The organism is Prevotella corporis DSM 18810 = JCM 8529, assembly GCF_000430525.1.
Lineage (GTDB): Bacteria > Bacteroidota > Bacteroidia > Bacteroidales > Bacteroidaceae > Prevotella > Prevotella corporis.
Genome location: NZ_KE387156.1, coordinates 173539 through 196601 on the forward strand (window position 1 = coordinate 173539; position 23063 = coordinate 196601).

Below are 23063 nucleotides of genomic sequence, written 5' to 3' on the forward strand. Positions count from 1 at the left end.
CCTACATTCTTAATGAAGTGCAGAAAAGCGGTTGCAACGGCTTTGATGATGATGAAATCTTCTCTATGGCTGTTCACTACTATGATGAGGACAATATAGAGATTGGCAAGCCTACCAATTGCCAAGTAATGGTCAATCACATGGTAGAACTCACAGAGGAAGAAAAAGCCGAAGCAAGGCAAGAAGCCATTAAGCAATATCAGCGTGAGGAACTTGCCAAAATACAGAGCCGTAACGCACGAGTTAAAAAGACCGAGAACATAGCAACCCAAGTGCAACCATCACTATTTGATTTTTAAGCCTATGAAACCGAGAAACAAATTTGAGAAGGCAGTCCTTGCCGAGAGCAAGAACCTTCGCCCGATAACCAAGACACAAAATAAGTGGGCATTCCGTGAGTGTATTGACCACTTCGCCTACCGCTTGCCAAAAGGTCGTACCACTTGTATGGATTGTGGGCATAGTTGGATAATGAACAAACATAGAGAAACTTGCACTTGCCCTCATTGCAGGGCAAAGTTGCAGGTCAAGGAAACCTACGAGCGCAAGTTGCAGCAGAAGCAGTATTTCACCATACTTACCACTTGTGGAGAGTTTCAAGTATTACGTATGTTCCTACTTATTGTGGGTATGGAGAAAGGTTACAAAGCACAAACTTCAATAATTGAGATTGGGCAATATTGGTGGAATATGCAGGGACGAAAAGCTGTGGTTGCCATACAGAGGGTATTGGGACACTATGTTGATACCTTTTCCTATTATAGTCCTATGGCGATACGAAACGATAATGAAGCCTATCAGCATATTGCCTACTCACCGATATATCCGAAGTTCAAAGTTACAGACATACTTCGCAGAAATGGATTTAAGGATAATTTCTATGGCATCGTACCTACACAGCTTATTCCTGCATTGCTTACAGACAGCCGTGTGGAAACATTGCTAAAGGCTGGTAGCACAGACCATTTACGTTACTTTCTCGGCAACAAGAGGACTTTTGAGGAACTATGGCAGTCCTACAAGATTGCAGTCCGTAACGGTTATGAGATAGCAGACATTTCTCTTTGGAATGATTATGTAGATACACTTAGAAGATTAGGTAAGGATATTCATAATCCAAAATATTTATGTCCAACAGACCTTAAAGCCGAACACGACCGCAGACAGGAGGAACTCAATAGACAAAGGGAAAGGGAAGAGATAGCCCAAAAACAGCAGAAGGCAATGGAAGACGAAAAACGTTTCAAGGAGCTCAAATCCAAATTCTTCGGTATCCATTTCACCGACGGCACAATCCAAGTCCACGTATTGGAGAGCGTGCGTGAGCATTTGGAAGAGGGAGCGACCATGCACCATTGCGTATTTTCCACGAATATTATCTTAAAGAGGACTCACTAATCCTGTCGGCAACCATTGAGGGCAAGCGGATAGAAACAATAGAGGTATCACTGAAATCATTTGAGGTGGTGCAAAGTCGTGGAGTGTGCAACAAGAATACGGAGTATCACGAACAGATAGTGAACCTTGTCAATGCCAATCGAGGTCTTATAAGCCGAAGAATGAAAGCAACAGCATAAAGTATGAACCATTAAATTATCAGAGATATGAAGACAGAGATTGAAAACATTATCTACAACTATGCGGATGAATTGAAAATCGGCGGACAAAGTGAAAGCCAAATACCGCATATTCTCATTAGGGTTATCAACGCGATAACCCTATCCGGCAACGAGGAAGAGTTAAGGACGGCAATAGGCAAAATAGCCGAAGAAACGGAACTTGACAAGTTCTTTGCATACGGTTATGGTGCACATCATTTTTGGCTCAAACACCGCAAATTATCCAATGGAGAGCCAAGGGAGTACAGATTATTAAAGGTTGAATTTTAAGATTATGAAGAAGAAAGTTTACAGAGTACGGACGCAATACATCTTCGATGGAGTGTTTGATGTGGTTGCGGAGAACAAAGAAGACGCACGGCAGAAAGTCCTGCAAAATTGTGGGTTGGTTATGGGTGGCAGCATTCACAGCACACTTCCCGATGAGGAAATCAATTGGGCTTTCTCCACACACCCCGAAGTAAAGACGGGACGGATAATCGTTCAAAAAGAGCACACAACGTAAAGCGGTCGACAGATTTGCCGACCGCTCCTTTCTTTCGTGAGCTTCGGGCGGACAAAGAAAGGAGCAAAGAAACCCCAACAAAAAATACCTCGTTACTTTTGGCAGCGAGTTGAGACGGCTCAAAAGTAACAAAAAGCCAAATAACTAATATCCTGTCTTATATGTTATATCTAATTTGTTATGAATTATGGAAGCAACGACTAAAACCTCTATCATGGCTGATAATTGTGTATCCTCTGTCATTCTTGGAGTATGAGCTTTTGGATTACGATACATACTAAAAAAAACTTTTATAAAATTGCTAAACCCTTTATGTTCACTTTCCTCTGAAGGAGTTCTCAATGTATTAAAAGCCATAATTTTCTGTTGTTCGGGGAGCATTGTTTTTTCTTTTATTAAATCCATAAGGGATTTGAGCCTATTAACAGGACCTATACTTGATAAAATTCTTACGATATCTACATTTTTGTCAATTAATCTAAACAATCCTCTTATTCCTGTTTGGGTTAAATTTAAAAGCATCTTTTCATTATATTCTTGGGCATCTTTAGAAACTCCATAACAATTTCCTAAATAAGATAATAAAACTGCTTTTAAATAGGTGTTTAAGGATGCAATTGGAATTTCATATCCTAAGGCATCAAGTTCTTTGGCAAAATTTGGTTCATTATAAAAATTGTTCCATTCATAATGAGCATCTATGAGAAACTGAGCGTATTTCTTAAAAATAACTTCTTTATAAGATTCTGGTATATAAGAAACACCATTAACTAGTTTTAAAAAGCTTAGTGCTTCATTAGCTCCATCTTTCCCTTTAACTTCTCGCAGAGATGCAAACTTAACAGCTATACTACTTTTTACATCTTCAGAAACAATATTCCATAATGATGGAGCAATCAATTTTACATTGTATTTTAGATTTGCATTACAATCAGGTTTGATATAATTTGAAAACAAATTATGTAAAATAGGACCATGAATTTTTGACGACTGATTTTCTATAATAGCACATATCTCCTCACCTTTCTCAAGTTTTTCTGATGACAAATTTTCTATGAGGTCTTTAATTTGCAATCCTGGAGCTGGTAGATCGTATGTAAGAACATACTTTATGCAATTCTTGATAAAATTAAATGTCTCTATCTTATCTAATGCACCCATAGGAAAATGAGCTGTTGAGAAATTATTCCGTATTTCTCGACACTGTTCAAGATAGAAATGGGCCTCATGTGGAATGATGCCGAGAGAAAAAGTACCAGAGATAATTTGATAATCTTTTACTTCTCTTAAGTCTTCAATTGTTTTTAATTTTTTACCCTCCCAATTAATCGCACTGGAGAAATATTCAATACCATAGGAAATAATTTTACGGTACAAATCATAAATTGCCAAATTCCAAATATAATTTATTGCGGCATCATTTAAGCCGAAAGGGACGCCACAGATCGTTTCTGTGCAAAGTCGGATTTTGCCAAACGAGAGAATATATGTACCTTTGTATATGAGTTGGCACCTAACCCGTTTCGGGTGTGTACACTCTCAGGTCTTAATCCAATGACCGGTATACAGTCCCAGTAATATTCAATCAACTGTGTACTTTTTTCAGGAATCGCATAGACAATGCAAATGTCATTTACATCATTATTAAGTATAAGGAGGAATTTAAAATGAACAATTACAACAAACATTTATCCCACAGTCACCATAATCATGGCGACATGGATCATTCAAAACATGAGCACGTAAGCACGGAAGAACATGGAGACTATAAGGATCAACATCAAGAACATCATGCTGGGCATGATCACAGCGGGCACAGTGGGCATGATCACAGCGGGCACGGTGGGCATGAGCATCATCATCACGGTAACTTTAAGGAACTTTTCTTAAAGTCATTGCCAATAGGAATCATTATTATGCTCTTATCCCCTATGGCTGGGTTTGAACTACCATTCCAGTTTGCTTTTCCATATTCTGATATTGTAGTAGCTATTTTATCTACTATATTAATTATTTATGGTGGACGTCCATTCTATCAAGGGGCAGTTGACGAATTTAAACAAAAAGAACCTGGAATGATGGCTCTCGTTTCTTTAGGTTTAAGTGTTTCATATTTATATAGTATTTATACTGTAATAGCAAGCTACGTAACAGGTGTACAAATTATGGATTTTTTCTTTGAATTTGCTTCATTACTATTAATCATGTTATTAGGTCACTGGATTGAGATGAAAGCTATTGGAGAAGCAGGAGATGCACAAGAAGAACTGGCTAAGCTAGTACCAAAAGATGCTCATGTAGTATTAGATGACGATTCAATAGAAACACGACCAGTTGCTGACTTAAAGGTAGGTGATTTAATTCGAGTTCAAGCTGGAGAAAATGTGCCAGCAGATGGAACTATCGAGCGTGGCGAATCACGTTTAAATGAAGCTCTTCTAACTGGAGAATCAAAAGCAGTTAAAAAAGGTCCTGGCGATGAAGTAATCGGAGGCTCAACAAATGGAGAAGGGGTTCTTTATATTAAAGTGAATGAGACAGGTGATCAATCCTTTATATCTCAAGTTCAGAATTTAATCAGCCAAGCTCAAAGTCAGCCTTCCAGAGTAGAAAATATTGCTCAAAAGGTTGCAGGATGGCTCTTCTATATTGCTGTTATTGTCGCGCTAATTGCTTTTGTAACATGGATGGTTATAGAAGATGTGCCAACGGCAGTTATATTTACAACTACTACATTAGTTATTGCTTGTCCTTACGCTTTGGGTCTAGCTATTCCATTGGTCACCGCTCGTAGCACAAGCTTAGGGGCAAGTCGTGGCTTACTAGTAAAAGACCGCCAAGCCTTAGAAATAGCTCAAGATGCAGATGTGATGATTTTAGATAAAACGGGTACTTTAACAACTGGTGAGTTTAAAGTATTAGACGTTGAACTTTTTAATAACAAATATAATAAAGAGGAAATCATTGCCTTACTGGCAGGTATTGAAGGAGGATCTAGCCACCCGATTGCTCAATCAATTATAAGCTTCGCTAAGCAGCAAGGTATAAGTCCAGTATCTTTTGATTCAATTGATGTGATTTCCGGTGCTGGCGTAGAAGGCAAAGCCAAGGGCCATAGTTACCAATTAATCAGCCAAAAAGCCTACGGACGTAATCTGGATATGGATATTCCAAAAGGAGCAACTCTCAGTGTCTTAGTAGAAAACGATGATGCTATTGGTGCTGTAGCTTTAGGGGATGAATTAAAACCAACGAGCAAAGAGTTAATTAAAGTTCTTAAAAAGAACAATATTCAACCAATTATGGCAACAGGTGATAATGAAAAAGCAGCTCAAGGAGCGGCAGAAGATTTAGAGATTGAATATAGATCAAATCAATCTCCACAAGACAAATATGAGTTAGTAAAAACACTTAAAGAAGAAGGAAAGAAAGTTATCATGGTAGGTGACGGTGTCAATGATGCTCCTTCTCTTGCCTTGGCAGATGTTGGTATAGCTGTAGGCGCTGGAACCCAAGTGGCGTTGGATTCAGCTGATGTCATCTTGACTCAATCTGATCCAGGAGATATTGAATCATTTATTGAATTAGCACACAAGACAACTCGTAAAATGAAACAAAATCTCTTTTGGGGAGCTGGTTATAACATTATAGCTATCCCTCTAGCTGCAGGAATTTTGGCTCCTATTGGTATCACATTAAGCCCTGCATTAGGAGCAATTCTAATGTCTGTGTCAACAGTCATCGTCGCCATTAATGCTATTTTATTAAGTTTAGATCCAAAAAATAACGGTTAACAGATCGAATGATTGAAACTCCTTAAAGTATCAATATACAATAGTTTTACAGGAGAAAAAGAGATGTAAGTACTGGCTCTTTGTAAAATCGTGTTGGTAGAAATAGACGATTTTTCTACCAACACGATTTTTAATTTATTATAAAACTGATTTCTTTTAAAATCCTATAAGCCATTGATTTTATAAGTTTTATAGCTTGTTATTCTATTTTCTTGACATCAATACTACAGTCTCAACCCCTATGGTTATGGGGAACATATCCACGCTCGTAGATGGAAACATATCAAAGATTGGCTCTCGTTTGTAGGAACATATCGACTGTAATTATTTCATTTTCAAGCCTTTATCGATAGCTTCCTGAATAATCTTATGACAACAAACTCCCAACGGATTGTTTTCTTTACAATTAGAATTTTTCATTGCCCCAGTGATGGCATTTACTTCTTTTACGGATTTCGCGCCATGCTTTACAACTGCTTCAATTACCTGATTTTCTGTGACTTCGCTACAATAACAAGCATACTTAGGATCTGCATCTTTCTTAAACCAGATAGGAACTCTAACTTGGTCTTTCAAGAATTTTATTTCATTATCTAAGTTATAGTAAACAACGTCGCAGTCCTCGTTCATGCAAATCTTATATTGATCTCCGTTAACAGCATTACGATAATCATCTACCACTAGATGTTCAACAGTTACTTTACTAACGGAAATCCCTTCATTATTACATACAGGACAATTGTCTTTAATTTGATCCGGCTTTTCTGTTTTGCATCCACAACAACATTCATTATTAATCTTCATATTCTTAGCCTCCATATTTTCATTATAATTTCTTTTTTAAACTAGGTAAAACCAATTTTGTAGAGTCCAACAGCAAATGCAAATTTATGGAAAGTTTTCGAAGAATTTGTATTTAGGGGTATCAAAATTTAATTTTTCTCTTGGTCTTCTGTTTATTTTCTTTTGTATTTCCATTATTTTTCGGTCAGAGAAATCGTTGAAGTTTGCCTTTTTTGGTATGTACCTTCTAATGAGTTTATTTGCGTTCTCTACAGCACCTTTCTGCCAGGAGGAGTAAGAATCGGTGAAGTAAACCACCACCGGATTTCTTCCATTCATGCTGAGCCGCCTTGTTATTTCCTCGTGTGCGGCAAACTCACATCCATTGTCAGTGGTAATGGTAAGCAGTGATTCCCTATATGGAAAGAGCAATTTTGCCACGGTCTTTGCCGTTGGTAACGCCTTCCGTCCCTGCGGCAGTCTTTCTATGAGAATGTAGTTAGTCGAGCGTTCCGTTAAGGTAACTATGGCATGACCGTACGAGTCGACGATAGTGTCCAGTTCCCAGTCTCCGAAGCGCGTGCCGTCAGCCTGCATTGGTCTCTGGTGTATGCTTATACGGTTAGGGATATTGGTAGCCTTCGTAGGACGCAACGCCTTGCTCCTCTTTGTGTATTTGAGCCTATGTGGCATATGTGAAGCAAGTTTTCCGGTGGTGTCTGCATGGACGTGGTTGTAGATGGTCTGCTTCACGATGTGAATACCCTCACGTCTGAGCACGCCTGCAATTTGGCTGGGAGACCAGTCCTCATCCTCTATCATGCGGTCAACACGCCACCATAAGTCCTCAGGCTTGCGGTGATTGCCTTTAAAGCCGTGCTTGCGGGCTTCGCACTTGGATTGTGCATACTTCCACACATGCGTGCCGTCTGGCTTGGAGTTTCGCCTGATTTCACGGATGACCGTTGAGCAGGACACTTCGATTTCCCTTGCTATACGGGATTTGCTCCATTTCCTTTGAAGTCCAAGATAGATTTCGTATCTTTGTGCTTCGATTAGTTGATTTGACATAGCAATACAAAATTAATTAATCTTAGGGAGATTTCGGTCTCCCTTTTTTTATTTGTATTGCTGATTGTTTCTTTACCTCGCCGAGAGATGCAGACAACCTCTCGCTACGCTTCGAGAACGTCTGCATCTCTCGGCGAGGGGTACTCTTTTATTGCACTTCGATTTTGAATCTGCACAAGAGTCATTCTGTGTAAAATCATGGAATATAAAACAGCGCAAACTCCACCTGTCTGCGTTTAACTAACCCATTCAAGGCTTTTCCCTTATATTGGCAGAACGAAACATACTCCCGATAGATATTTCTATCTCCTGCTTCTATCTTTCGTAGCAGCCTACTCTTGGGGTGCTTGCCATAACCAAGCAATCGTCCTACACCCACATTATAGGCAAGCAAGGTCAGCAGCAGGGCATCCTTACCATAGCCTTTGAAGTGTTCAAAGCATTTCCAAAGGTCGGCACGGAGCAGTGAGTCAGCCTGCCGTTCCGTCATATCCGCAGTGAAACGTTCTCCTGGTTGCAGCTGATGACCATATCCAACATACGGAAAATCCTTCGGCTTATTATGAAGTCCCTCAAAGTATTTAACAACAACTACCGCACGCTCAAAAGGTGGCAAGTCTGCCAGCCGTACTCTGCGTTGGGCAAGAATCGGATGGCAGAACAAGCACACCATACAGAATAAAGCAAAGCGTTTAACCGTTCGCATCGTTCAAGGCTTTGGTAGCTACTGTGCGGTGGATTTTTCCTTATCCTCCTTCTCATTATTGAAGCTGAAGGTCAGTCGCTGCATACCGCCCATATTATCCTCCACGTACACGTCAATCGTCTGACGGTCAGATGACAGCGAGGTGTAGTATAAGCGGAACACATCTTTGGTGAGCGGATAGCAATCGTTGGGCTTAAACACTGTGCCATCGTCCATCCTCAATGTTCCCTTTCCATCGGGCTGGAAATAGCGGATAGTATAGCGAGTGTCGGCAAACTCACCGCCTCTCTTCAGTGTGCAGCGTATCTCAGCCGTCTGTCCTCTTATGATGTCCTTCTGAACCGGCATTGTCTCCACCGTAAACGGATAAGACTGCTGAACATCCAATTCCCTATCACAAGCAGATAGGCAAAACACGGCAAGAGTCAGCACACCCATTACCCAAATAGTACTCAATATTTTCTTTTTCATTGCTTTTACCAGTTAAAGATTAAACCTAAATCCTGCCGAAAGCGCAGGACGGAAACGATGCACGTCAGAGCCGAAGAGCAACCGCCCTTGTGCCTTGACAAGAAACAGAAGCCTGTCCGTGAAGAACACTTCCACCGAGCCGTGAACGGCACCACCATAGACAAAGCGAGAGCGGTCGAGCAGTGTTGCCCCATCGGGTAGCAGCTTCTTATCCTCATTCAATTCCTCGTAACCGCCCAATGCGGATATGCCAGCATAGAGAAATACATTCTTGCCATTGTCGGAGACAATCGGGTGCATATAGCCCAAGTGCAAAAGTGCATCTTTGAGTTTTACGTTATAACTTCTGTACGGCATATTCTGCTGTTCATACTCTGCCATAACAAAGGTATAATTCTCACGACCCAGATAGCGGGTGAGTGATGCTCCCATGCCGAAATTGTCAGCTGCAAGGAACTTTTCATCCTTGATAAGCGGAACACTCCCAACAAACTCTATTCCCCTTTGCTTGGGTATCAGTCGCTGTGCCTGCGATGACAGACTGAAAGTCATGGCCACCACAACGCATACTGTTAGAATGATATTGTTCTTCTTCATTACCATTTCAGTTTGAGGTTATCAATATTCTTTGCCAGCTGCAGGTCTTCTGCCGTTACATAAAAGGTCAGCGTACGACCGCCATTTCTCTCATAGAGCGTCACTTCAAGCTGCTTGTCTTCTGCAAGAGAAAACTGTTCGAGCGCAAACACAGTGTGTTCACTACCCATACCACGCACCTGCATCACCTGATGATAGGCACGAAGCGGCTGCAATACTTGTTCTTGTATAGCGGTGCGCTTTGCCATCTTTTTATCAACCACCTTAAAGGTGATAAAATCCACCGAGTACGGCATATTCGTGCCATTTTCCATACGAGTGTGGAAATACAGCAAGCCGTTATGAGCATACAAGCCACGGAGCAGGAACTTCATACCGAACTGCTGCGAGCCGATATGTTTAATACTGCGTCTGTCATTCTGATAGATGGTCTGCATCATCAGTTTGACGAGTACGGGCGACTCGTTACTGAGTTCCTTAAAGTAAATATCAGAGCGATTGCTTGGCAGCCTGCCTTCCGTCGTGGAAAGAAAGTCCTTCATCTCTATGCTGAGCTTCTCCGGTTCATCAGCATACTTGACGTTGAAAGCATAGAAAGAGCCGTCGTCGCAGATGACACTCATATTGGTTTCCGTCTCAAAATCCTTCACGGCAGCCTTCACGCGCAACACGTTCTCTGCATCCTCCGCCTTTCCTGCAATCAAGTTATTGCTGCCCAAGTCCACATAGCGAATGGGAGCAGGGAAAATGAGATGCACAGTCTTGTCGAAGGTAACGTCCAAGCCGTAGGGAAGGACGACACGCCCATTAGGAATGGCACGGCTCATCCCTTGAAAGAGCTCTCCCGAAGTAAGTGGACGGCTCGGAGTCAAACCATCATTGTTTTCCTGTGCTGTGGCTGTTGCTCCCACCATGGCAAGCATAGCCATTGATAAAATAAGTTTCTTCATTGTTGCTGTTGATTTGATGTTATTGTTTTACTTGTTATTCTTGATTGTTTATTTTGTCTGCACCAAGAAGAGGCGATAGCCCCCTTTGAGCGTTACCTTTACGGTGCGCAGTTTCTTCTGAAGCAGCTGACTTGCGCCCTGCATCACCCCACGGGCAGCCTCGGAGATAATCTGGTCTTTGGCAGAAGAAGCGAAGGTAAAGGACGTTCCCATCGAGCCACCGATATTCGCCCCGACTTCCTTAAGCGCATTGATGTCCTCCGAACCTGGTATATACACCCCCTCCTGTCCGTCCGTGTCGTATGCCGAGAGCTTGACGGCTATGATATGGCCGTCCACCTCAATGCTTTTGATGAACAGGTGCATACGGTTGTTTTCTTAAGATTTTTGCAACTCTCTTAGCAGAAAGTTCTCATTTCACATTGTGGTTAGAAATAAAAATGCTATCTTTGCGACTATCATTAACCCCTTAAAATGAAAGGCTTATGATTAAGTACGTAATCCAAGCGAAGAAAAACCCGCTTAAAAAGAACGAAGTGAAGTATTATCCGCAGATAGCACCGACCACACCGATGACACTTGCGCAGATAGTAAAGCGTGTGGAAAAGCGTTCCACGGTTTCGAGCGCCGACGTGAAAGCCGTCTTGGATGCGCTGCAATATGAGGTCATAGAGGCTTTGGAGGCAGGCAACACCGTGCGGCTCGGCGACTTGGGGTCGTTCCGCCTGACGATGAAGTCGCAGGGCGTGGAGACGGCTGCCGAAGCCAAGAAGAAAGGTGCGCAGCTCATCAAGCAGGTAAATGTGCAGTTCACCAAGAGCACCACGATGCGCGACACGCTCGATGCCCGCCTGCTCGACTTCTCCATTCAGGAGGACATCGTGAACGCCTCCGACGACACTTCAGGCGGAGGCTCGGGAACCAGTTCGGAAACGGGCGGCGGAGATGAAGTGAACCCATAGGATGGGCATTTTCTCGGTGCGTGGAGCACAACGGTTCTGCGCACCATTTCCTTTGCTTTGCGATGCTGAAAACATACATTTGTAACTCACTGATAATCAATGCAGATAAAAGTGGCAAAATTGTCTTATAAGAGAATTAAAATTGTCCTATAAGAGAATTTCAAAAGTCTAATAAGACAATTTCAAGAGTATACGTTGGGTATTCTTGCTTTACAAATTAAAAGATATGACAAAAGACGATTTTATAAATATTATCAAGGGTAAGAAGACTGCTCCATTCCTTTTCATAGGTTCGGGGTTTACTAAACATTATTTGGACACACCTGATTGGGAAACCTTATTGTCTAAGTTTACCCAAAAGCATATCAACGCATATTATACATCCCTTGACACAAAAGATTTGTCCATAGTCGCTACAGAAATAGCAAAGGAATGTAATAAAGAGTTTTGGTCTCTTCCTGATGATGATGAATACAAGAAGTCTTTCCAGGACAAAGCTACCAATATAAGCAGTGTCCTGAAAGATAAAATTGCAAAATTCTTTGTTGAATATAGCCTGAAAGAGCCAGAGGAAACATATTTAGAAGAACTTGTCATATTAAGTAAACTCAACATTGATGGGATTATCACAACAAACTGGGATGACTTTTGTGAGCGTCAGTTTCCTAAGTTCACGAAATACGTTGGTCAGAAAGAACTCTTGTTCTCCAAGTCTATTGTAAATATAGGCGAAATATACAAGATTCATGGTTGTATGCGTGAGCCGGAGAGTTTAGTGCTCACGCATGAAGACTACACTGATTTCAATAAGCGAAATGCTTATCTTGCAGCAAAGCTCATCACGATATTCATAGAGCATCCGATTGTCTTTATCGGATACTCAATGAATGACAATAACATAAAAAGCATATTGGCTTCCATTGTGCAGTGTCTTGACCAGGACAAGATAGGCTTGCTGCAAAACAATCTTTTCTTCGTAGAATGGAACAGGGATGCCGATGCCGAAATGGAGGTTGAAAGATACGATATGCTGATGAGCGAGGGCGTTACTCTTCCAGTTATTCGCATTAAAACACATGAATTCAAACCTGTATATGAATGTTTAGCCACATTTGAACGTCAGATGTCTGCGAACGTGCTAAGATTTTACAAGCAGCAGTTTTATGAAATCGTTTATTCGGAAAAGCCAGAGAGGAAATTATATGTCCTGCCCGAGAAAGAAATTGAAACCAACAAGGATATTCAGTTTGTCTGTGGGTTCGGCACGATAGCAAAGTATCAGTCTGCCGTTGGATATACAGGACTTAAAGCAAGAGATATATTTAAAGATATAGTTTTTCAAAGCGGAAATTATGACAGCGAGGCACTATTAACTAAAACTATTCCTGAACTAAGAAAAAGTACCCGTTATATTCCAATTTATAAATATCTTAGAGCTATCGGTATTAATTCTGAAGATGATTATACAAGTAATCAACTCGGGTTAAATATGCCTTTATTAAAGCAGGATGATTTTTGTGCATATAATTTCGATGAAGAAAAAAAACGATTAAGTTTAGATGCCGCATTGAAAAGTTTTCCTGACACAATATGGAAAATTTGTGCGCTGATTCCGTATCTTTCATTGCAAGATGAAGATTTACCAATATTGCAACATTTTATAGAGGAAAACTTTAATGGTTTCCTTATTTCTGGCAATAAAAAGAGTAAGCAATATTCTACCTATTTTAAGAAATTGATTTGTTTTTATGATTGGAGGAAATATGCTTGGGAGTAAAAGTATGAATATTTTTGGAACAAACGACAACAAGATAATACATGGCGATGCCTTGCAGGCATTGAATGAATGTGTTGAGGATAATTCAGTGGATTTGATATTTGCAGACCCACCCTATAATATCGGCAAAGATTTTGCAGGTTGCAAAGACAAGTGGGAAAGCGACGAGGCTTATCTTGAATGGTGCTATAAATGGCTTGACTTGTGCATACAAAAATTGAAGCCTACAGGAGCTTTCTATGTAATGACCTCTACACAGTTCATGCCCTACTTTGATATTTTTCTCCGCAAGAAGTTGGATATACTCTCAAGACTTGTATGGTATTATGACAGTTCAGGTGTGCAAGCAAAGCAATACTTCGGTTCTCTATACGAACCTATTTTGTTTTGTGTCAAAGATAAAAAACATTATACATTTAACTCAGATGATATTCTTGTCGAGGCGAAGACAGGAGCAAAACGAGGATTGATAGATTACCGTAAGAATCCTCCCCAGCCATATAAGACTACAAAAGTGCCGGGCAATGTCTGGGAGTTTCCACGTGTACGCTATCGTATGGAAGAGTATGAGAACCATCCAACCCAGAAGCCCATAGCCTTGCTTGAACGCATCATCAAGGCAAGTTCTAACGAGGGTGATATGGTATTAGACCCATTCTCGGGTACATTTACAACCGCATACGTTGCACAGTCCCTTAATCGTAAGTCTATCGGGATTGAACTACAAGAAGAGTATGTAAAAATAGGATTGAGAAGATTGAAGTTGGCACAATCCTACAATGGCGAGGTATTGAAGAAAATGGAAAAGAATTTGTCTCGGAAAGAGACCGCAAACATTATTTATCCCACATTATTCCCAATGTAAGTTATGAAAGAACATAGTTTTACGCCTTATATCAAGGAAATTCTAAATAAAGCATTCAAAGACAAGAGCGAAGACATTTATGAGAAAAGTCCCTTATTGCAATATCTTAACTTAAAGACAAAATCAGCTAATAGGGGTTCCAAGTCACGTTCAAGTTTTGCCAATCTATATGCTATCTACGTTGTTGTGGAAGATTATATCAATCATGGCTTCCACAAGAACAAAGAGTATAGTAAATATGAAGGTGCGCAATACTCTATACTCTTCAAGAGGCAGAGGGAACTCCCTTTTGGTGAGAAACTGCAAAACCATGCGCTTAACAATAGGATGAATGCTGAGTTTCAAAAATTCTTCCCAACTTCGGAATTGACACCTATCATAAGGGATTTAGAAACCAATCGCTATTGGATAAATGAGAATCTATTGTTGATAAAGGTTGGAAAAAAGAATTATAACATAGCTACATCTATCATTGAAATTATCGATAAGTACATAACGATAAAGCAACAATCGCTAAGACAATTTATACAACAATGCCAGCAGTTACAGGAACTCTCAACTTCCGATTCCCGCAAAGTAAAGTCTTTCATTGAGAGTCTATTGGCTCCAAATGTTGATGCAAGGTTGTTTGAAATTGTAAGTTATTCTATCCTCAAGTTCTTCTATAAGGATCAAACTATTATTTGGGGGTATGATTTAGATTCGCTTAATACAGAGGCATTGCGTCTATATAAAACGGGCAGAACGAATGCAAATGATGGTGGGATTGATTTTGTCATGAAGCCTCTTGGACGTTTCTTTCAAGTAACAGAGACTTTGGATTTCAGAAAATATTTTCTCGACATAGAAAAGATTGAACGCTATCCCATAACTTTCGTTATCAAAACTAATGATACAGTTTCCACTATTCGGTCAGAACTTAGAGAAAATGCCATCGATACTTATAAAGTTGAAAAGGTGGTAGATAAATTTATGAACTGCATAGAAGAAATTATCAATATTCCAATACTAATCGATTGTTTATCTAAAGTCATAGATAAAGGAGGTATTAAGAATATTTTAGATGAGATAATGCTGCAAAGCAAAGTGGAATTCAACTATACAGATGATGAATAACGGTTAAGTATTTCCTCCTCCGTCATGCGGGTAATCCTTATCTGCTCGGTATCGTTGATGATACGCTCGAACTGGTCTACGGCTTCCATGAACTTCATCACCTCGTCCTTGTTGGTAATCTCCTTTGGTAGCAGATGTCCACGACAAAGCGAAGAGAAGTTGCTCTGCTGTGCCATACGCTGCTTGTTCGTCTTGGTAAGGAAGAGATAGACTGAGTGGTGGAGATACGGACGCTCATTGAAATGCCGTTCAGAGGAACGGGCAAGGAAGCTTAGTCCGCCATCGGAGAGTTTTCCTTGATAGTCCTCCTTGATAAACCAGTCCTGCTTGTGTACGATGCTGTAATTGGGTAGCACCTTGATTGCCTTATGCCAGGCAGAGTGCATTGCTTCGTATTCTGTAGAAGTGACGGTAAAGAGTTCTGGCAGTTCCACACGGAATGCGACCGTGATGTCGGCGTCCTTGCTCACCATACACCCCTGCTCGACGGAGAGCAGCGGGAACTTTGATTCCAAGGTCGTTATCTTACTGTTGTTTCTCATTGCTTCTTTCTTTTGGGTTGAAGGTTACGGATAAGGTGGCAGACCGTACGGCGGTTCAAGAGGTAGCGTGGGTGCATTCTCACGGCTCCCTTTTTCATCAGCCCGTATTGCCCGTACTTTCTATTCATGGTGAACGTTTGCCATACCACAAGGCTGGCACCCACTACACCTATGACAAGACAAGCTACTTGGCTGACTCCACAGAGATAGAGAATGACCACAAGAATGAAGACAGCCAGCAGTCCTCCTGCAAAGAGGAAGAGGTACTGCGCCTTCAAACCCTTGAACTCTACCGTCCGACCTACACCTTTGTTGATTTCCCACTCAGCCATTGTTACAAGAAGAAAGAACGTAGGATGGTGGCAGCCACGATGAGGAAGATACACGCACCGAACCAAGAGGCTGCGGTCTTGCTCGTATCGGGGTCGCCCGAACTGAACTTGTTATAGACCTTGATTCCTCCAATCAAGCCCACCACAGCACCGATGGCATAGATAAGTTTTGTACCCGGGTCAAAGTAGGAGGTTACCATCTTGGTGGCTTCATTGATACCCGCCATTCCATTACCCTGCGCATAAGCTCCTACGGTGGCGGCAGCCATCAGGAGCAGCATTGTGATTTTCTTTTTGTTGTTCATTGCTGTTTTTATTTTAAGTTGTTAAACAAATTATTTTCTTTTTAGGGTGAAAGTGGCAAGGGGTAGCTCGGTTTTATCGTATGACAGATATTGGCAGATTGTTTTACTTTTGAGCCACCCTCGCATCACTTTACAATTTTATAATATGAGTAAGAACATTAGTTTACAGATAATATGACAGTGGACGCTCGCCCATATCGTCAGTTTCCGTCATCATATTGTCAGAAAAGTTCTTTCTGGAGGAATCGAAAGTGGACAATTCATCTGTCTGCTCTTCTCCTTCCTCTGCGCTTCGGATTATATCCAGCAGGATGGACTGCTCACCTTGCATTTTGGCGACATACTCCTTGTATTTCTCCATAAAGTCAGTGCCTTTAAGTTGACCGACTATTTCCTTGACTTCGGCATCATCTACCTCATCACTGTTCTTACGCCACTTTCTCATGCGACCTAAGTCACGTGCGAGGATAGATTGACTGGATACCTCGCCATCTTCAGATGCGGACTCAATGGGCAGACTCAGCTCCTCGCGAGCAACCTCGTTTTCGTCCTCTCTTTCCATCTCGTAGCTAACGTCCATCTCGTTATCCTCTTCCTTCATGTCATCTTTATTTTCGGAGTTTTGCGGTACAAAATTATTACTATTCTGCTTTGAATTTTCAGATGATGAAGCAGAGGGAGCTTGTGGGATAACAGGGGAAATGGAACGGCTTTTGCCAATCAGTACAAACTCGGCTTGCTCTTCTGTTCCTTCTCCTTTTTGTCCGTCTTTTTTCTTCTTCGCTTCATTCTCCTTAGTCTGCTCATTGCACTTTTTATTTCTTTTGATAAGGACGCCATACGGAGATACATACCGCATATAGAAGTACAGGATACCCAGCATTATCCAAATGATGATGAGTATCAGTATAAAACTGAAAAGTATTGTTTCCATCATAGTGTTATTGTTGTCTTGCGTCTTTGTTTTGCTGCCGCACTGTTGAGCAATTCCAAATGTTCACGCAGGTGTTCCCTAAGAATGTTGTCTATATATGCGGCTATGGAAACACGCTCCCCCAAGTCCTGCAACACGTTGCGCAGGTTCTGCAGCGTTTCCAGATTAATGGAGAAGGCTGTCCGCATTTGGGAGCGGACGGGATGAAAGTACAGGGAACGGTAGTCCTCTATGGAAAGGGAGGGCACGCCGGGCTTTTCCATTTTCGGTTTCCTTTCCCGTTTCTGTTCCGTGTTCCCCGTTTCCTCTCTTTCTATTTCATCTACCGGTTTTTCTTTTGCTGTTTTCATTTCTTTCGTCTCTTCTAAATTATTGTCTTCCTCCCCTGATGTTGCAGGGGAGGACTCAGTATCCTCGGAAGGGTCGAAGGAGTTTGGTATCGTGACAGGTTTTACCACGACATTGTCCTCTGCCATTTTCTTCAGCTTGTTTTCCAGCTGTTGTTTTCTTTCCTCAATCGTTGCCATTTTCTGATTTCGTTTTTAGTTTGAGACGTTGAATTATCTCATTGACGAGTTCGTCCAGACCCGTACCCGTTCGTAATCCCCTTGCAGGGGGCTGATAGGTAGAGCGGAACACTCCACGCAGTCCGTATGTGGAAAGTTCGTGAGAGAAGCGGTGCGTGGCATATACATAGCCGGGCAGGAGCGTGAGTTCGTATTCGTCGATGAGCTTTGTATATTCATCGATGATGATGTTCCTTACTCTTCTGTCCACCTTGTTCCAGAACAGGATAATATCCTTTATCCGGGAGTCGGACATCGAAACTCCAATCTCCGTGATAGTCTTGGCGTATGCCAGACATGAAACCAGCGACTGAATGTCGGCTTCAATCGGAGAAAGGATATAGTCCATCTGAAGGGACAGTTCCATCAGTTCGGTTGTTCCAGCATGTCCCGGGAAATCAAATATAACCAACTGGTACTTCTCGTTGCTGATTCCGTCGATTTTACTTCGTGCAGTCCTGACGGCTTCCTTGGGTGCAGACTTGTAAATTCTGTATGCTTTTTTGCCAAGGTGATGAAAGTACTCCTGCATGGATTTGGAAAGCTCTTCGCTCTCCTGAACGATACTTTTCTCACGTTCCCTCAGTTTGTAGAAAGAGTCTTGCGACAGGTCGCAGTCCATCACGAAGAGGTTGATGCCTTGTTCGTAGTACAATATGCTGCTTACGATTTCGGCAAGCGTACTTTTCCCGACTCCTCCCTTTTGCGAGGAGAACCCCAAAAAGAGGGGGCGTTGTTGTTTGTTCTCCATAATGATAATTTCTTAGTTTATATTATTTGTCTATTTGATGTTTGGATGTTCTTTTATTCTTAAAAGTTATCAGCAGACAGTTTGTTTTGACTACATTTGGTTCATACGATAGTCCTAAAGAACGATTTCAAGTTCTTACAATCTGTTGTACTGACAATAGTTTGTCATGACAATAAATTGTTATGAATATGCATTGTTCTTTCTTATCATCTTTGGTGCAAGCAGGCAGTAATATGATATGTCTTTTGCTTGTGACATCATACCATTGTTCGCTCGTTCTGACTGCAAAATAAATGATATTTCGGCTGATTTTATGACGCCTATGAAATGCAGGGAAATGAAAGGAAAAAGAGTGAATGTCGCTGATAATGAGATATTTGAAAATCCACTGTAACTTTGCAGGCAGATAGAAAACATGGGGGTAAACTATCCGAAGCGGACACCCTTACAGGTGGATGCTTCTATTGCATCAACTCTTGATATTGGCAAGGTGTGTCTTTGTGACACAAACCACCGTTTGTACCACAAAGACCCTTGCCCCGAAGGGGAGAAGGATTACTCCAAAGTCGTAATTAGAAACCAAATGGATATGGATAAAGAAAGAGAATACGGTTCAGAACGGAAAATGTCAGGCAAACCCCGTTGGGACAACTGGCATGTACGGTTGCCCAACCCCAAGGACCAGCGACGGGCGATAGATTTGTTTCAGCGTTCGGGTGCAGAAACCAAGTCGGATTTCGTGCGTGGTCGCATTCTTGGGGAGAGTTTCAAGGTGATAACGGTGGATAAATCCGCCGTGGAATATTACAGAAAACTCTCTGAACTGACGGCACAAATCCATAAGATTGGCGTGCTGTATAATCAGGCGGTACGGGCTTTGAACAGCTATCACGGTGTGAAAACCGCCCGAATTATGCTGGAGAAAATGGAGCGACTCTCCCAACAGATTATCGAATTACAGCAGCAGACCATCAGTCTGACCATTGATTACCGGAAAAAATGATAGCCAAGATTTCTTCCACGGAAAACCTTGGCGGAGCACTCGGCTATAACTTCAAAAAGGTGGAAAAAGAAGAAGCGAGCATTCTTCTTGCCCAAGGCTTGTATCAAAACAAAGAGGGAACTTATACGATGGCAGAGGTGTTTGCCGATATGGAGGCTCTGATACCAAAGAAATGCCGAACGAAGAAAACGGTGTTCCATTGCTCGCTCAATCCACATCCGGACGAGAAACTATCTGATGAAACGCTCACGCAGATTGCCAAAGAGTATATGGAAGCACTTGGCTATGGCAAGCAGCCCTATATCGTGTTCAAGCACAGCGACATCGCTCGTGAGCATATACACATCGTATCGCTAAGGGTAGATGGTGATGGTCGAAAGATCAACGACAGGTTTGAAAAGCGAAGGAGCAAGCAAATTACCGATGCTTTGGAAAGAAAATTTGGTCTCATTCCAAGTTCAAAGGTAACTGAGAAGGCAGTAGCAGAAACGCCCAAGGTAGATATTGGTAAAGAGAATATCAAGGAGCAGGTGGCAAATGCCCTCCGCATGGTACTGAAACATTATCGTTTCTGTTCCTTGGGTGAACTGAACGCGATTCTGAGCAAATATAACCTTGTCGTAGAAGAAGTAAAAACGGAGTTTCGGGGAAAGAAGTATGACGGCTTAGTCTATGTTCCAACAGATGATAAGGGCAACAAGGCAGGCACACCCATCCATGCCTCGGACATCGGGCGTGGCGTAGGTTATACTTCCGTACAGAACAGGATGCAGAAGTCGAAACAAGCTATCAAGCCATTGATATCAATCATAAGGTACAGGGTGTTACAAACAATGCGTACCTCTCCAAAGACAGAGGAAGACCTGCTACAACGATTGGAGGAACAGGGCTTGCGGGTGGTTATCCGAAAGAACGAAAGCGGTCGTATCTATGGCATTACCTTTATTGACGATAAAGAGGGAATTGCGCTCAACGGCTCCCGATTGGGCAAGGGATATGCTGCCAATGTCTTTCATACGTATTTCTCCAATCCAACGGACAACCCGTTCTTGGACAAAACGCTGTATGGCTATCCTGCTGCCCGTTTGGATCAATCGACAACTGTCCAGCCTTTGCAGGCAAATACGGAGGACAGCGACAACCTTGTCGATGAACTTATCGAGGATATGGCAGATGGTTTTTTCCTATCTACGGGCAACGATGATTGGAAGGAGGCGGCATGGCAGCGTAAACTCCGAAGACAAAGTAAGGTAAATCTTAGACGAAGAAAACATTAAACAAACGAGCATTTCTATCTCCCCTCCTTAGGAGGGGTTGGGGGAGGCTCCCAAAACAATACGATTATGGCACAGGAAGACGATTTAAGGGCATTGGGTAAAGTCATGGACTTTATGCGGGGAATATCAGTGATATTTCTCTTGATTAACTGTTATTGGTTCTGTTACGAGGCGTTTAACGAGTGGCACTTTACGCTCGGTATCATCAACAAGATACTGATGAATTTCCAGCGAACTACGGGATTGTTTTCATCCATCCTTTGGACGAAACTTTTTTGTGTGGTGTTCCTTGCCCTGTCCTGTTTAGGGACGAAAGGCGTGAAGGAAGAGAAAATCACGTGGCCAAAGATTTGGACGGTGCTTTTCTCCGGCTTCGTCTTTTTCTTTCTCAACTGGTGGCTGTTGGCATTGCCCATTGGCAAGATAGGGGCGGCTTCGCTCTATATATTTACGCTGTCCATTGGCTATATCTGCTTGCTGATGGGCGGCGTATGGATGAGTCGATTGCTCAAGAACAACCTGATGGACGATGTATTCAACACGGAGAATGAGAGTTTCATGCAGGAAACACGATTGATGCAAAATGAATACTCGGTCAATCTCCCCACACGCTTCTACTATAAAAAGAAGTGGAACAACGGCTGGATCAATGTAGTCAATCCGTTCCGCGCATCAATGGTGCTGGGCACGCCGGGCTCTGGTAAATCCTATGCCATTGTCAACAACTACATCAAACAGCAGATTGAGAAAGGCTTTGCCATGTACATCTACGATTACAAGTTTCCCGACCTTTCAGAGATTGCTTACAATCACTTGCTTCATCATTTGGATGCCTACAAGGTAAAGCCGCAGTTCTTCGTGATAAACTTCGACGACCCAAGAAGAAGCCATCGGTGCAATCCTATCAATCCCGCCTTTATGACGGATATATCGGACGCCTACGAGAGTGCCTACACCATTATGCTTAACTTAAACCGCAGTTGGACACAGAAACAGGGAGATTTTTTCGTGGAGTCACCCATCATCTTGCTGGCTGCCATTATATGGTTTCTGAAAATCTATGAGAACGGAAAGTATTGCACCTTTCCTCATGCCATCGAATTTCTCAACCGTCCTTATGCACAGATTTTCCCGATACTCACTTCCTACGATGAATTAGCCAATTATCTTTCCCCCTTTATGGACGCTTGGGAGGGAGGTGCACAGGACCAGTTGCAGGGACAGATAGCTTCGGCAAAAATTCCTTTGTCAAGAATGATTTCACCAGCATTATACTGGGTGATGACGGGCGATGATTTCTCACTCGACATTAACAATCCCAATGAGCCAAAGGTGTTGGTTGTAGGCAATAATCCCGATCGTCAGAATATCTATTCGGCAGCACTTGGATTATACAACAGCCGTATCGTGAAACTTATTAACAAGAAAAAGCAACTCAAATCCTCAGTTATCATCGATGAGTTGCCGACGATTTACTTTCGTGGTTTGGATAACCTCATTGCCACAGCACGAAGCAACAAGGTGGCGGTATGTCTGGGCTTTCAAGACTTCTCGCAGCTAACTCGTGATTATGGAGATAAGGAGAGCAAGGTAATACAGAACACGGTGGGTAATGTCTTTTCTGGGCAGGTTGTAGGCGAAACTGCCAAGACGCTATCTGAGCGTTTTGGTAAGGTGCTCCAGCGGCGGCAGTCTATGACCATCAACCGAAACGACAAATCAACTTCTATCTCCACTCAGATGGACAGCCTTATACCTGCATCAAAAATCAGTAACCTTACACAAGGTATGTTCGTGGGTGCCGTATCCGACAATTTTGACGAACGCATCGACCAGAAGATTTTCCATGCGGAGATTGTCGTGGATAGTGCCAAGGTGTCGGCTGAAATGAAAGCATACCAGCCCATCCCAGTGATAGTGGAATTCAAAGATGAAGATGGCTCCGATAATCTCAAAGAGACTATCGAAACCAACTATAAAGGTATCAAACAAGACGTGCAGTTTCTTGTGAAGAGTGAGATTGCACGAATTAAAAATGATCCAGAATTATCTCATATCATAAAAGAGTCATAGATATTACTATTTATTGTGTTGCAAATCTGCTCTTCTTTATAACCCCCTATATAAAAGATTTCCT

23 protein-coding genes and 3 pseudogenes are annotated in these 23063 nt (G+C 42.0%); 12 read left to right on the plus strand and 14 right to left on the minus strand.

Annotated features, from left to right (window positions below):
- The 4 genes and pseudogenes from H515_RS13520 to H515_RS0111215 form a co-directional block, all read left to right on the plus strand.
- The coding region (locus H515_RS13520; protein WP_036891890.1) for a PcfK-like family protein at positions 1-299 on the plus strand (299 nt) is incomplete at its 5' end.
- Between the two features lie 4 nt (positions 300-303).
- Positions 304-1577 (plus strand): annotated as a pseudogene (locus H515_RS13525) (PcfJ domain-containing protein).
- 27 nt (positions 1578-1604) lie between these two features.
- Positions 1605-1889 (plus strand): hypothetical protein, encoded by a 285-nt coding sequence (locus H515_RS0111210; RefSeq protein ID WP_028901961.1) that lies wholly within the window; start codon positions 1605-1607, stop codon positions 1887-1889.
- Between the two features lie 4 nt (positions 1890-1893).
- Positions 1894-2124: a hypothetical protein gene (locus H515_RS0111215; RefSeq protein WP_025877685.1), complete on the plus strand. Its 231-nt coding sequence runs from the start codon at positions 1894-1896 to the stop codon at positions 2122-2124.
- 144 nt (positions 2125-2268) lie between these two features.
- On the opposite strand, the gene H515_RS15140 is transcribed toward H515_RS0111215, so the two are convergent.
- Complete coding sequence (locus tag H515_RS15140; RefSeq protein WP_025877687.1) at positions 2269-3516, minus strand: TIGR02391 family protein; 1248 nt, start codon at positions 3514-3516, stop codon at positions 2269-2271.
- Positions 3517-3791: 275 nt separating this feature from the next.
- Between H515_RS15140 and H515_RS0111225 the strand changes: the two genes are divergently transcribed.
- A complete protein-coding gene (locus H515_RS0111225) occupies positions 3792-5918 on the plus strand; it encodes a heavy metal translocating P-type ATPase (protein ID WP_025877689.1) in 2127 nt (708 codons plus the stop codon).
- 324 nt (positions 5919-6242) lie between these two features.
- Here H515_RS0111225 and H515_RS0111230 read toward each other — a convergent pair whose 3' ends face one another.
- The 7 genes and pseudogenes from H515_RS0111230 to traM all read right to left on the minus strand — a co-directional run.
- On the minus strand, positions 6243-6722 hold the full coding sequence (locus H515_RS0111230) for a Csac_0668 family 2Fe-2S cluster-binding (seleno)protein (RefSeq protein WP_000700631.1): 480 nt from the start codon (positions 6720-6722) through the stop codon (positions 6243-6245).
- An 84-nt stretch (positions 6723-6806) separates the two neighbouring features.
- Positions 6807-7772, minus strand: coding sequence for an IS30 family transposase (locus tag H515_RS0111235; protein WP_025877702.1), 966 nt, complete (start codon positions 7770-7772; stop codon positions 6807-6809).
- A 196-nt stretch (positions 7773-7968) separates the two neighbouring features.
- On the minus strand, positions 7969-8478 hold the full coding sequence (locus H515_RS0111240; protein ID WP_004336251.1) for a glycoside hydrolase family protein: 510 nt from the start codon (positions 8476-8478) through the stop codon (positions 7969-7971).
- 18 nt (positions 8479-8496) lie between these two features.
- Positions 8497-8949, minus strand: a complete 453-nt coding sequence (locus H515_RS13530; RefSeq protein WP_004336250.1) for a DUF3872 domain-containing protein — start codon at positions 8947-8949, stop codon at positions 8497-8499.
- A gap of 12 nt (positions 8950-8961) precedes the next feature.
- A complete protein-coding gene (locus H515_RS0111250) occupies positions 8962-9552 on the minus strand; it encodes a conjugal transfer protein TraO (protein ID WP_025877705.1) in 591 nt (196 codons plus the stop codon).
- Positions 9546-10496: a conjugative transposon protein TraN gene (gene traN, locus H515_RS0111255; RefSeq protein WP_028901962.1), complete on the minus strand. Its 951-nt coding sequence runs from the start codon at positions 10494-10496 to the stop codon at positions 9546-9548. Before traN ends, H515_RS0111250 begins: the two co-directional genes overlap by 7 nt.
- Before the next feature lie 48 nt (positions 10497-10544).
- Positions 10545-10874, minus strand: a pseudogene (traM, locus tag H515_RS0111260) (conjugative transposon protein TraM); the annotation flags it as partial.
- A gap of 107 nt (positions 10875-10981) precedes the next feature.
- Here traM and H515_RS13535 point away from each other — a divergent pair.
- From H515_RS13535 to H515_RS0111280, 4 genes are all read left to right on the plus strand, one after another.
- A complete protein-coding gene (locus tag H515_RS13535) occupies positions 10982-11458 on the plus strand; it encodes an HU family DNA-binding protein (RefSeq protein ID WP_025877710.1) in 477 nt (158 codons plus the stop codon).
- Between the two features lie 226 nt (positions 11459-11684).
- Positions 11685-13235 carry an SIR2 family protein gene (locus tag H515_RS0111270; RefSeq protein WP_025877712.1) on the plus strand — a complete coding sequence of 517 codons (1551 nt, stop codon included), beginning with the start codon at positions 11685-11687 and terminating at the stop codon, positions 13233-13235.
- A 4-nt stretch (positions 13236-13239) separates the two neighbouring features.
- On the plus strand, positions 13240-14100 hold the full coding sequence (gene yhdJ, locus H515_RS0111275) for an adenine-specific DNA-methyltransferase (protein ID WP_025877714.1): 861 nt from the start codon (positions 13240-13242) through the stop codon (positions 14098-14100).
- Between the two features lie 3 nt (positions 14101-14103).
- Positions 14104-15216: a hypothetical protein gene (locus H515_RS0111280; RefSeq protein ID WP_025877716.1), complete on the plus strand. Its 1113-nt coding sequence runs from the start codon at positions 14104-14106 to the stop codon at positions 15214-15216.
- Positions 15217-15221: 5 nt separating this feature from the next.
- On the opposite strand, the pseudogene H515_RS0111285 reads toward H515_RS0111280, so the two are convergent.
- From H515_RS0111285 to H515_RS0111310, 6 genes and pseudogenes are all read right to left on the minus strand, one after another.
- A pseudogene (locus H515_RS0111285) lies at positions 15222-15758 on the minus strand (TraG family conjugative transposon ATPase); the annotation flags it as partial.
- Complete coding sequence (locus tag H515_RS0111290) at positions 15755-16090, minus strand: DUF4133 domain-containing protein (RefSeq protein ID WP_028901963.1); 336 nt, start codon at positions 16088-16090, stop codon at positions 15755-15757. The pseudogene H515_RS0111285 and the gene H515_RS0111290, both read right to left, overlap by 4 nt.
- 2 nt (positions 16091-16092) lie before the next feature.
- Positions 16093-16395 (minus strand): DUF4134 domain-containing protein, encoded by a 303-nt coding sequence (locus H515_RS0111295; protein ID WP_004354999.1) that lies wholly within the window; start codon positions 16393-16395, stop codon positions 16093-16095.
- 163 nt (positions 16396-16558) lie between these two features.
- Complete coding sequence (locus H515_RS0111300) at positions 16559-17332, minus strand: hypothetical protein (protein ID WP_028901964.1); 774 nt, start codon at positions 17330-17332, stop codon at positions 16559-16561.
- Entirely contained in the window at positions 17329-17856 is a 528-nt protein-coding gene (locus H515_RS0111305; RefSeq protein WP_028901965.1) for a DUF3408 domain-containing protein, read from the minus strand. The genes H515_RS0111300 and H515_RS0111305 overlap by 4 nt, the downstream gene beginning before the upstream one ends.
- Positions 17843-18646, minus strand: coding sequence for a division plane positioning ATPase MipZ (locus H515_RS0111310; protein WP_025877519.1), 804 nt, complete (start codon positions 18644-18646; stop codon positions 17843-17845). Before H515_RS0111310 ends, H515_RS0111305 begins: the two co-directional genes overlap by 14 nt.
- A gap of 589 nt (positions 18647-19235) precedes the next feature.
- Here H515_RS0111310 and H515_RS0111320 point away from each other — a divergent pair.
- The 3 genes from H515_RS0111320 (at position 19236) to mobC (ending at position 22999) form a co-directional block, all read left to right on the plus strand.
- Complete coding sequence (locus tag H515_RS0111320) at positions 19236-19649, plus strand: plasmid mobilization protein (RefSeq protein ID WP_025877523.1); 414 nt, start codon at positions 19236-19238, stop codon at positions 19647-19649.
- A complete protein-coding gene (mobB, locus tag H515_RS0111325) occupies positions 19646-20926 on the plus strand; it encodes a conjugal transfer protein MobB (protein WP_025877525.1) in 1281 nt (426 codons plus the stop codon). Before H515_RS0111320 ends, mobB begins: the two co-directional genes overlap by 4 nt.
- Before the next feature lie 66 nt (positions 20927-20992).
- Positions 20993-22999 carry a conjugal transfer protein MobC gene (gene mobC / locus H515_RS0111330; protein WP_025877527.1) on the plus strand — a complete coding sequence of 669 codons (2007 nt, stop codon included), beginning with the start codon at positions 20993-20995 and terminating at the stop codon, positions 22997-22999.
- Positions 23000-23063 lie beyond the last annotated feature (64 nt).

Bases quoted from the DNA above. Each gene is read 5' to 3' on its own strand.
- mobB (WP_025877525.1), top strand. From the start codon at position 19,646: ATGATAGCCAAGATTTCTTCCACGGAAAACCTTGGCGGAGCACTCGGC.
- H515_RS0111320 (WP_025877523.1), top strand. From the start codon at position 19,236: ATGGATAAAGAAAGAGAATACGGTTCAGAACGGAAAATGTCAGGCAAA.
- H515_RS0111235 (WP_025877702.1), bottom strand. From the start codon at position 7,772: ATGTCAAATCAACTAATCGAAGCACAAAGATACGAAATCTATCTTGGA.
- H515_RS0111270 (WP_025877712.1), top strand. From the start codon at position 11,685: ATGACAAAAGACGATTTTATAAATATTATCAAGGGTAAGAAGACTGCT.
- H515_RS13535 (WP_025877710.1), top strand. From the start codon at position 10,982: ATGATTAAGTACGTAATCCAAGCGAAGAAAAACCCGCTTAAAAAGAAC.
- H515_RS0111305 (WP_028901965.1), bottom strand. From the start codon at position 17,856: ATGGCAACGATTGAGGAAAGAAAACAACAGCTGGAAAACAAGCTGAAG.
- H515_RS0111280 (WP_025877716.1), top strand. From the start codon at position 14,104: ATGAAAGAACATAGTTTTACGCCTTATATCAAGGAAATTCTAAATAAA.
- mobC (WP_025877527.1), top strand. From the start codon at position 20,993: ATGGCACAGGAAGACGATTTAAGGGCATTGGGTAAAGTCATGGACTTT.
- H515_RS0111250 (WP_025877705.1), bottom strand. From the start codon at position 9,552: ATGGTAATGAAGAAGAACAATATCATTCTAACAGTATGCGTTGTGGTG.
- traN (WP_028901962.1), bottom strand. From the start codon at position 10,496: ATGAAGAAACTTATTTTATCAATGGCTATGCTTGCCATGGTGGGAGCA.
- yhdJ (WP_025877714.1), top strand. From the start codon at position 13,240: ATGAATATTTTTGGAACAAACGACAACAAGATAATACATGGCGATGCC.
- H515_RS0111215 (WP_025877685.1), top strand. From the start codon at position 1,894: ATGAAGAAGAAAGTTTACAGAGTACGGACGCAATACATCTTCGATGGA.
- H515_RS0111295 (WP_004354999.1), bottom strand. From the start codon at position 16,395: ATGAACAACAAAAAGAAAATCACAATGCTGCTCCTGATGGCTGCCGCC.
- H515_RS0111225 (WP_025877689.1), top strand. From the start codon at position 3,792: ATGAACAATTACAACAAACATTTATCCCACAGTCACCATAATCATGGC.
- H515_RS0111240 (WP_004336251.1), bottom strand. From the start codon at position 8,478: ATGCGAACGGTTAAACGCTTTGCTTTATTCTGTATGGTGTGCTTGTTC.
- H515_RS0111290 (WP_028901963.1), bottom strand. From the start codon at position 16,090: ATGGCTGAGTGGGAAATCAACAAAGGTGTAGGTCGGACGGTAGAGTTC.
- H515_RS13530 (WP_004336250.1), bottom strand. From the start codon at position 8,949: ATGAAAAAGAAAATATTGAGTACTATTTGGGTAATGGGTGTGCTGACT.
- H515_RS0111230 (WP_000700631.1), bottom strand. From the start codon at position 6,722: ATGAAGATTAATAATGAATGTTGTTGTGGATGCAAAACAGAAAAGCCG.
- H515_RS0111310 (WP_025877519.1), bottom strand. From the start codon at position 18,646: ATGGAGAACAAACAACAACGCCCCCTCTTTTTGGGGTTCTCCTCGCAA.
- H515_RS0111300 (WP_028901964.1), bottom strand. From the start codon at position 17,332: ATGATGGAAACAATACTTTTCAGTTTTATACTGATACTCATCATCATT.
- H515_RS0111210 (WP_028901961.1), top strand. From the start codon at position 1,605: ATGAAGACAGAGATTGAAAACATTATCTACAACTATGCGGATGAATTG.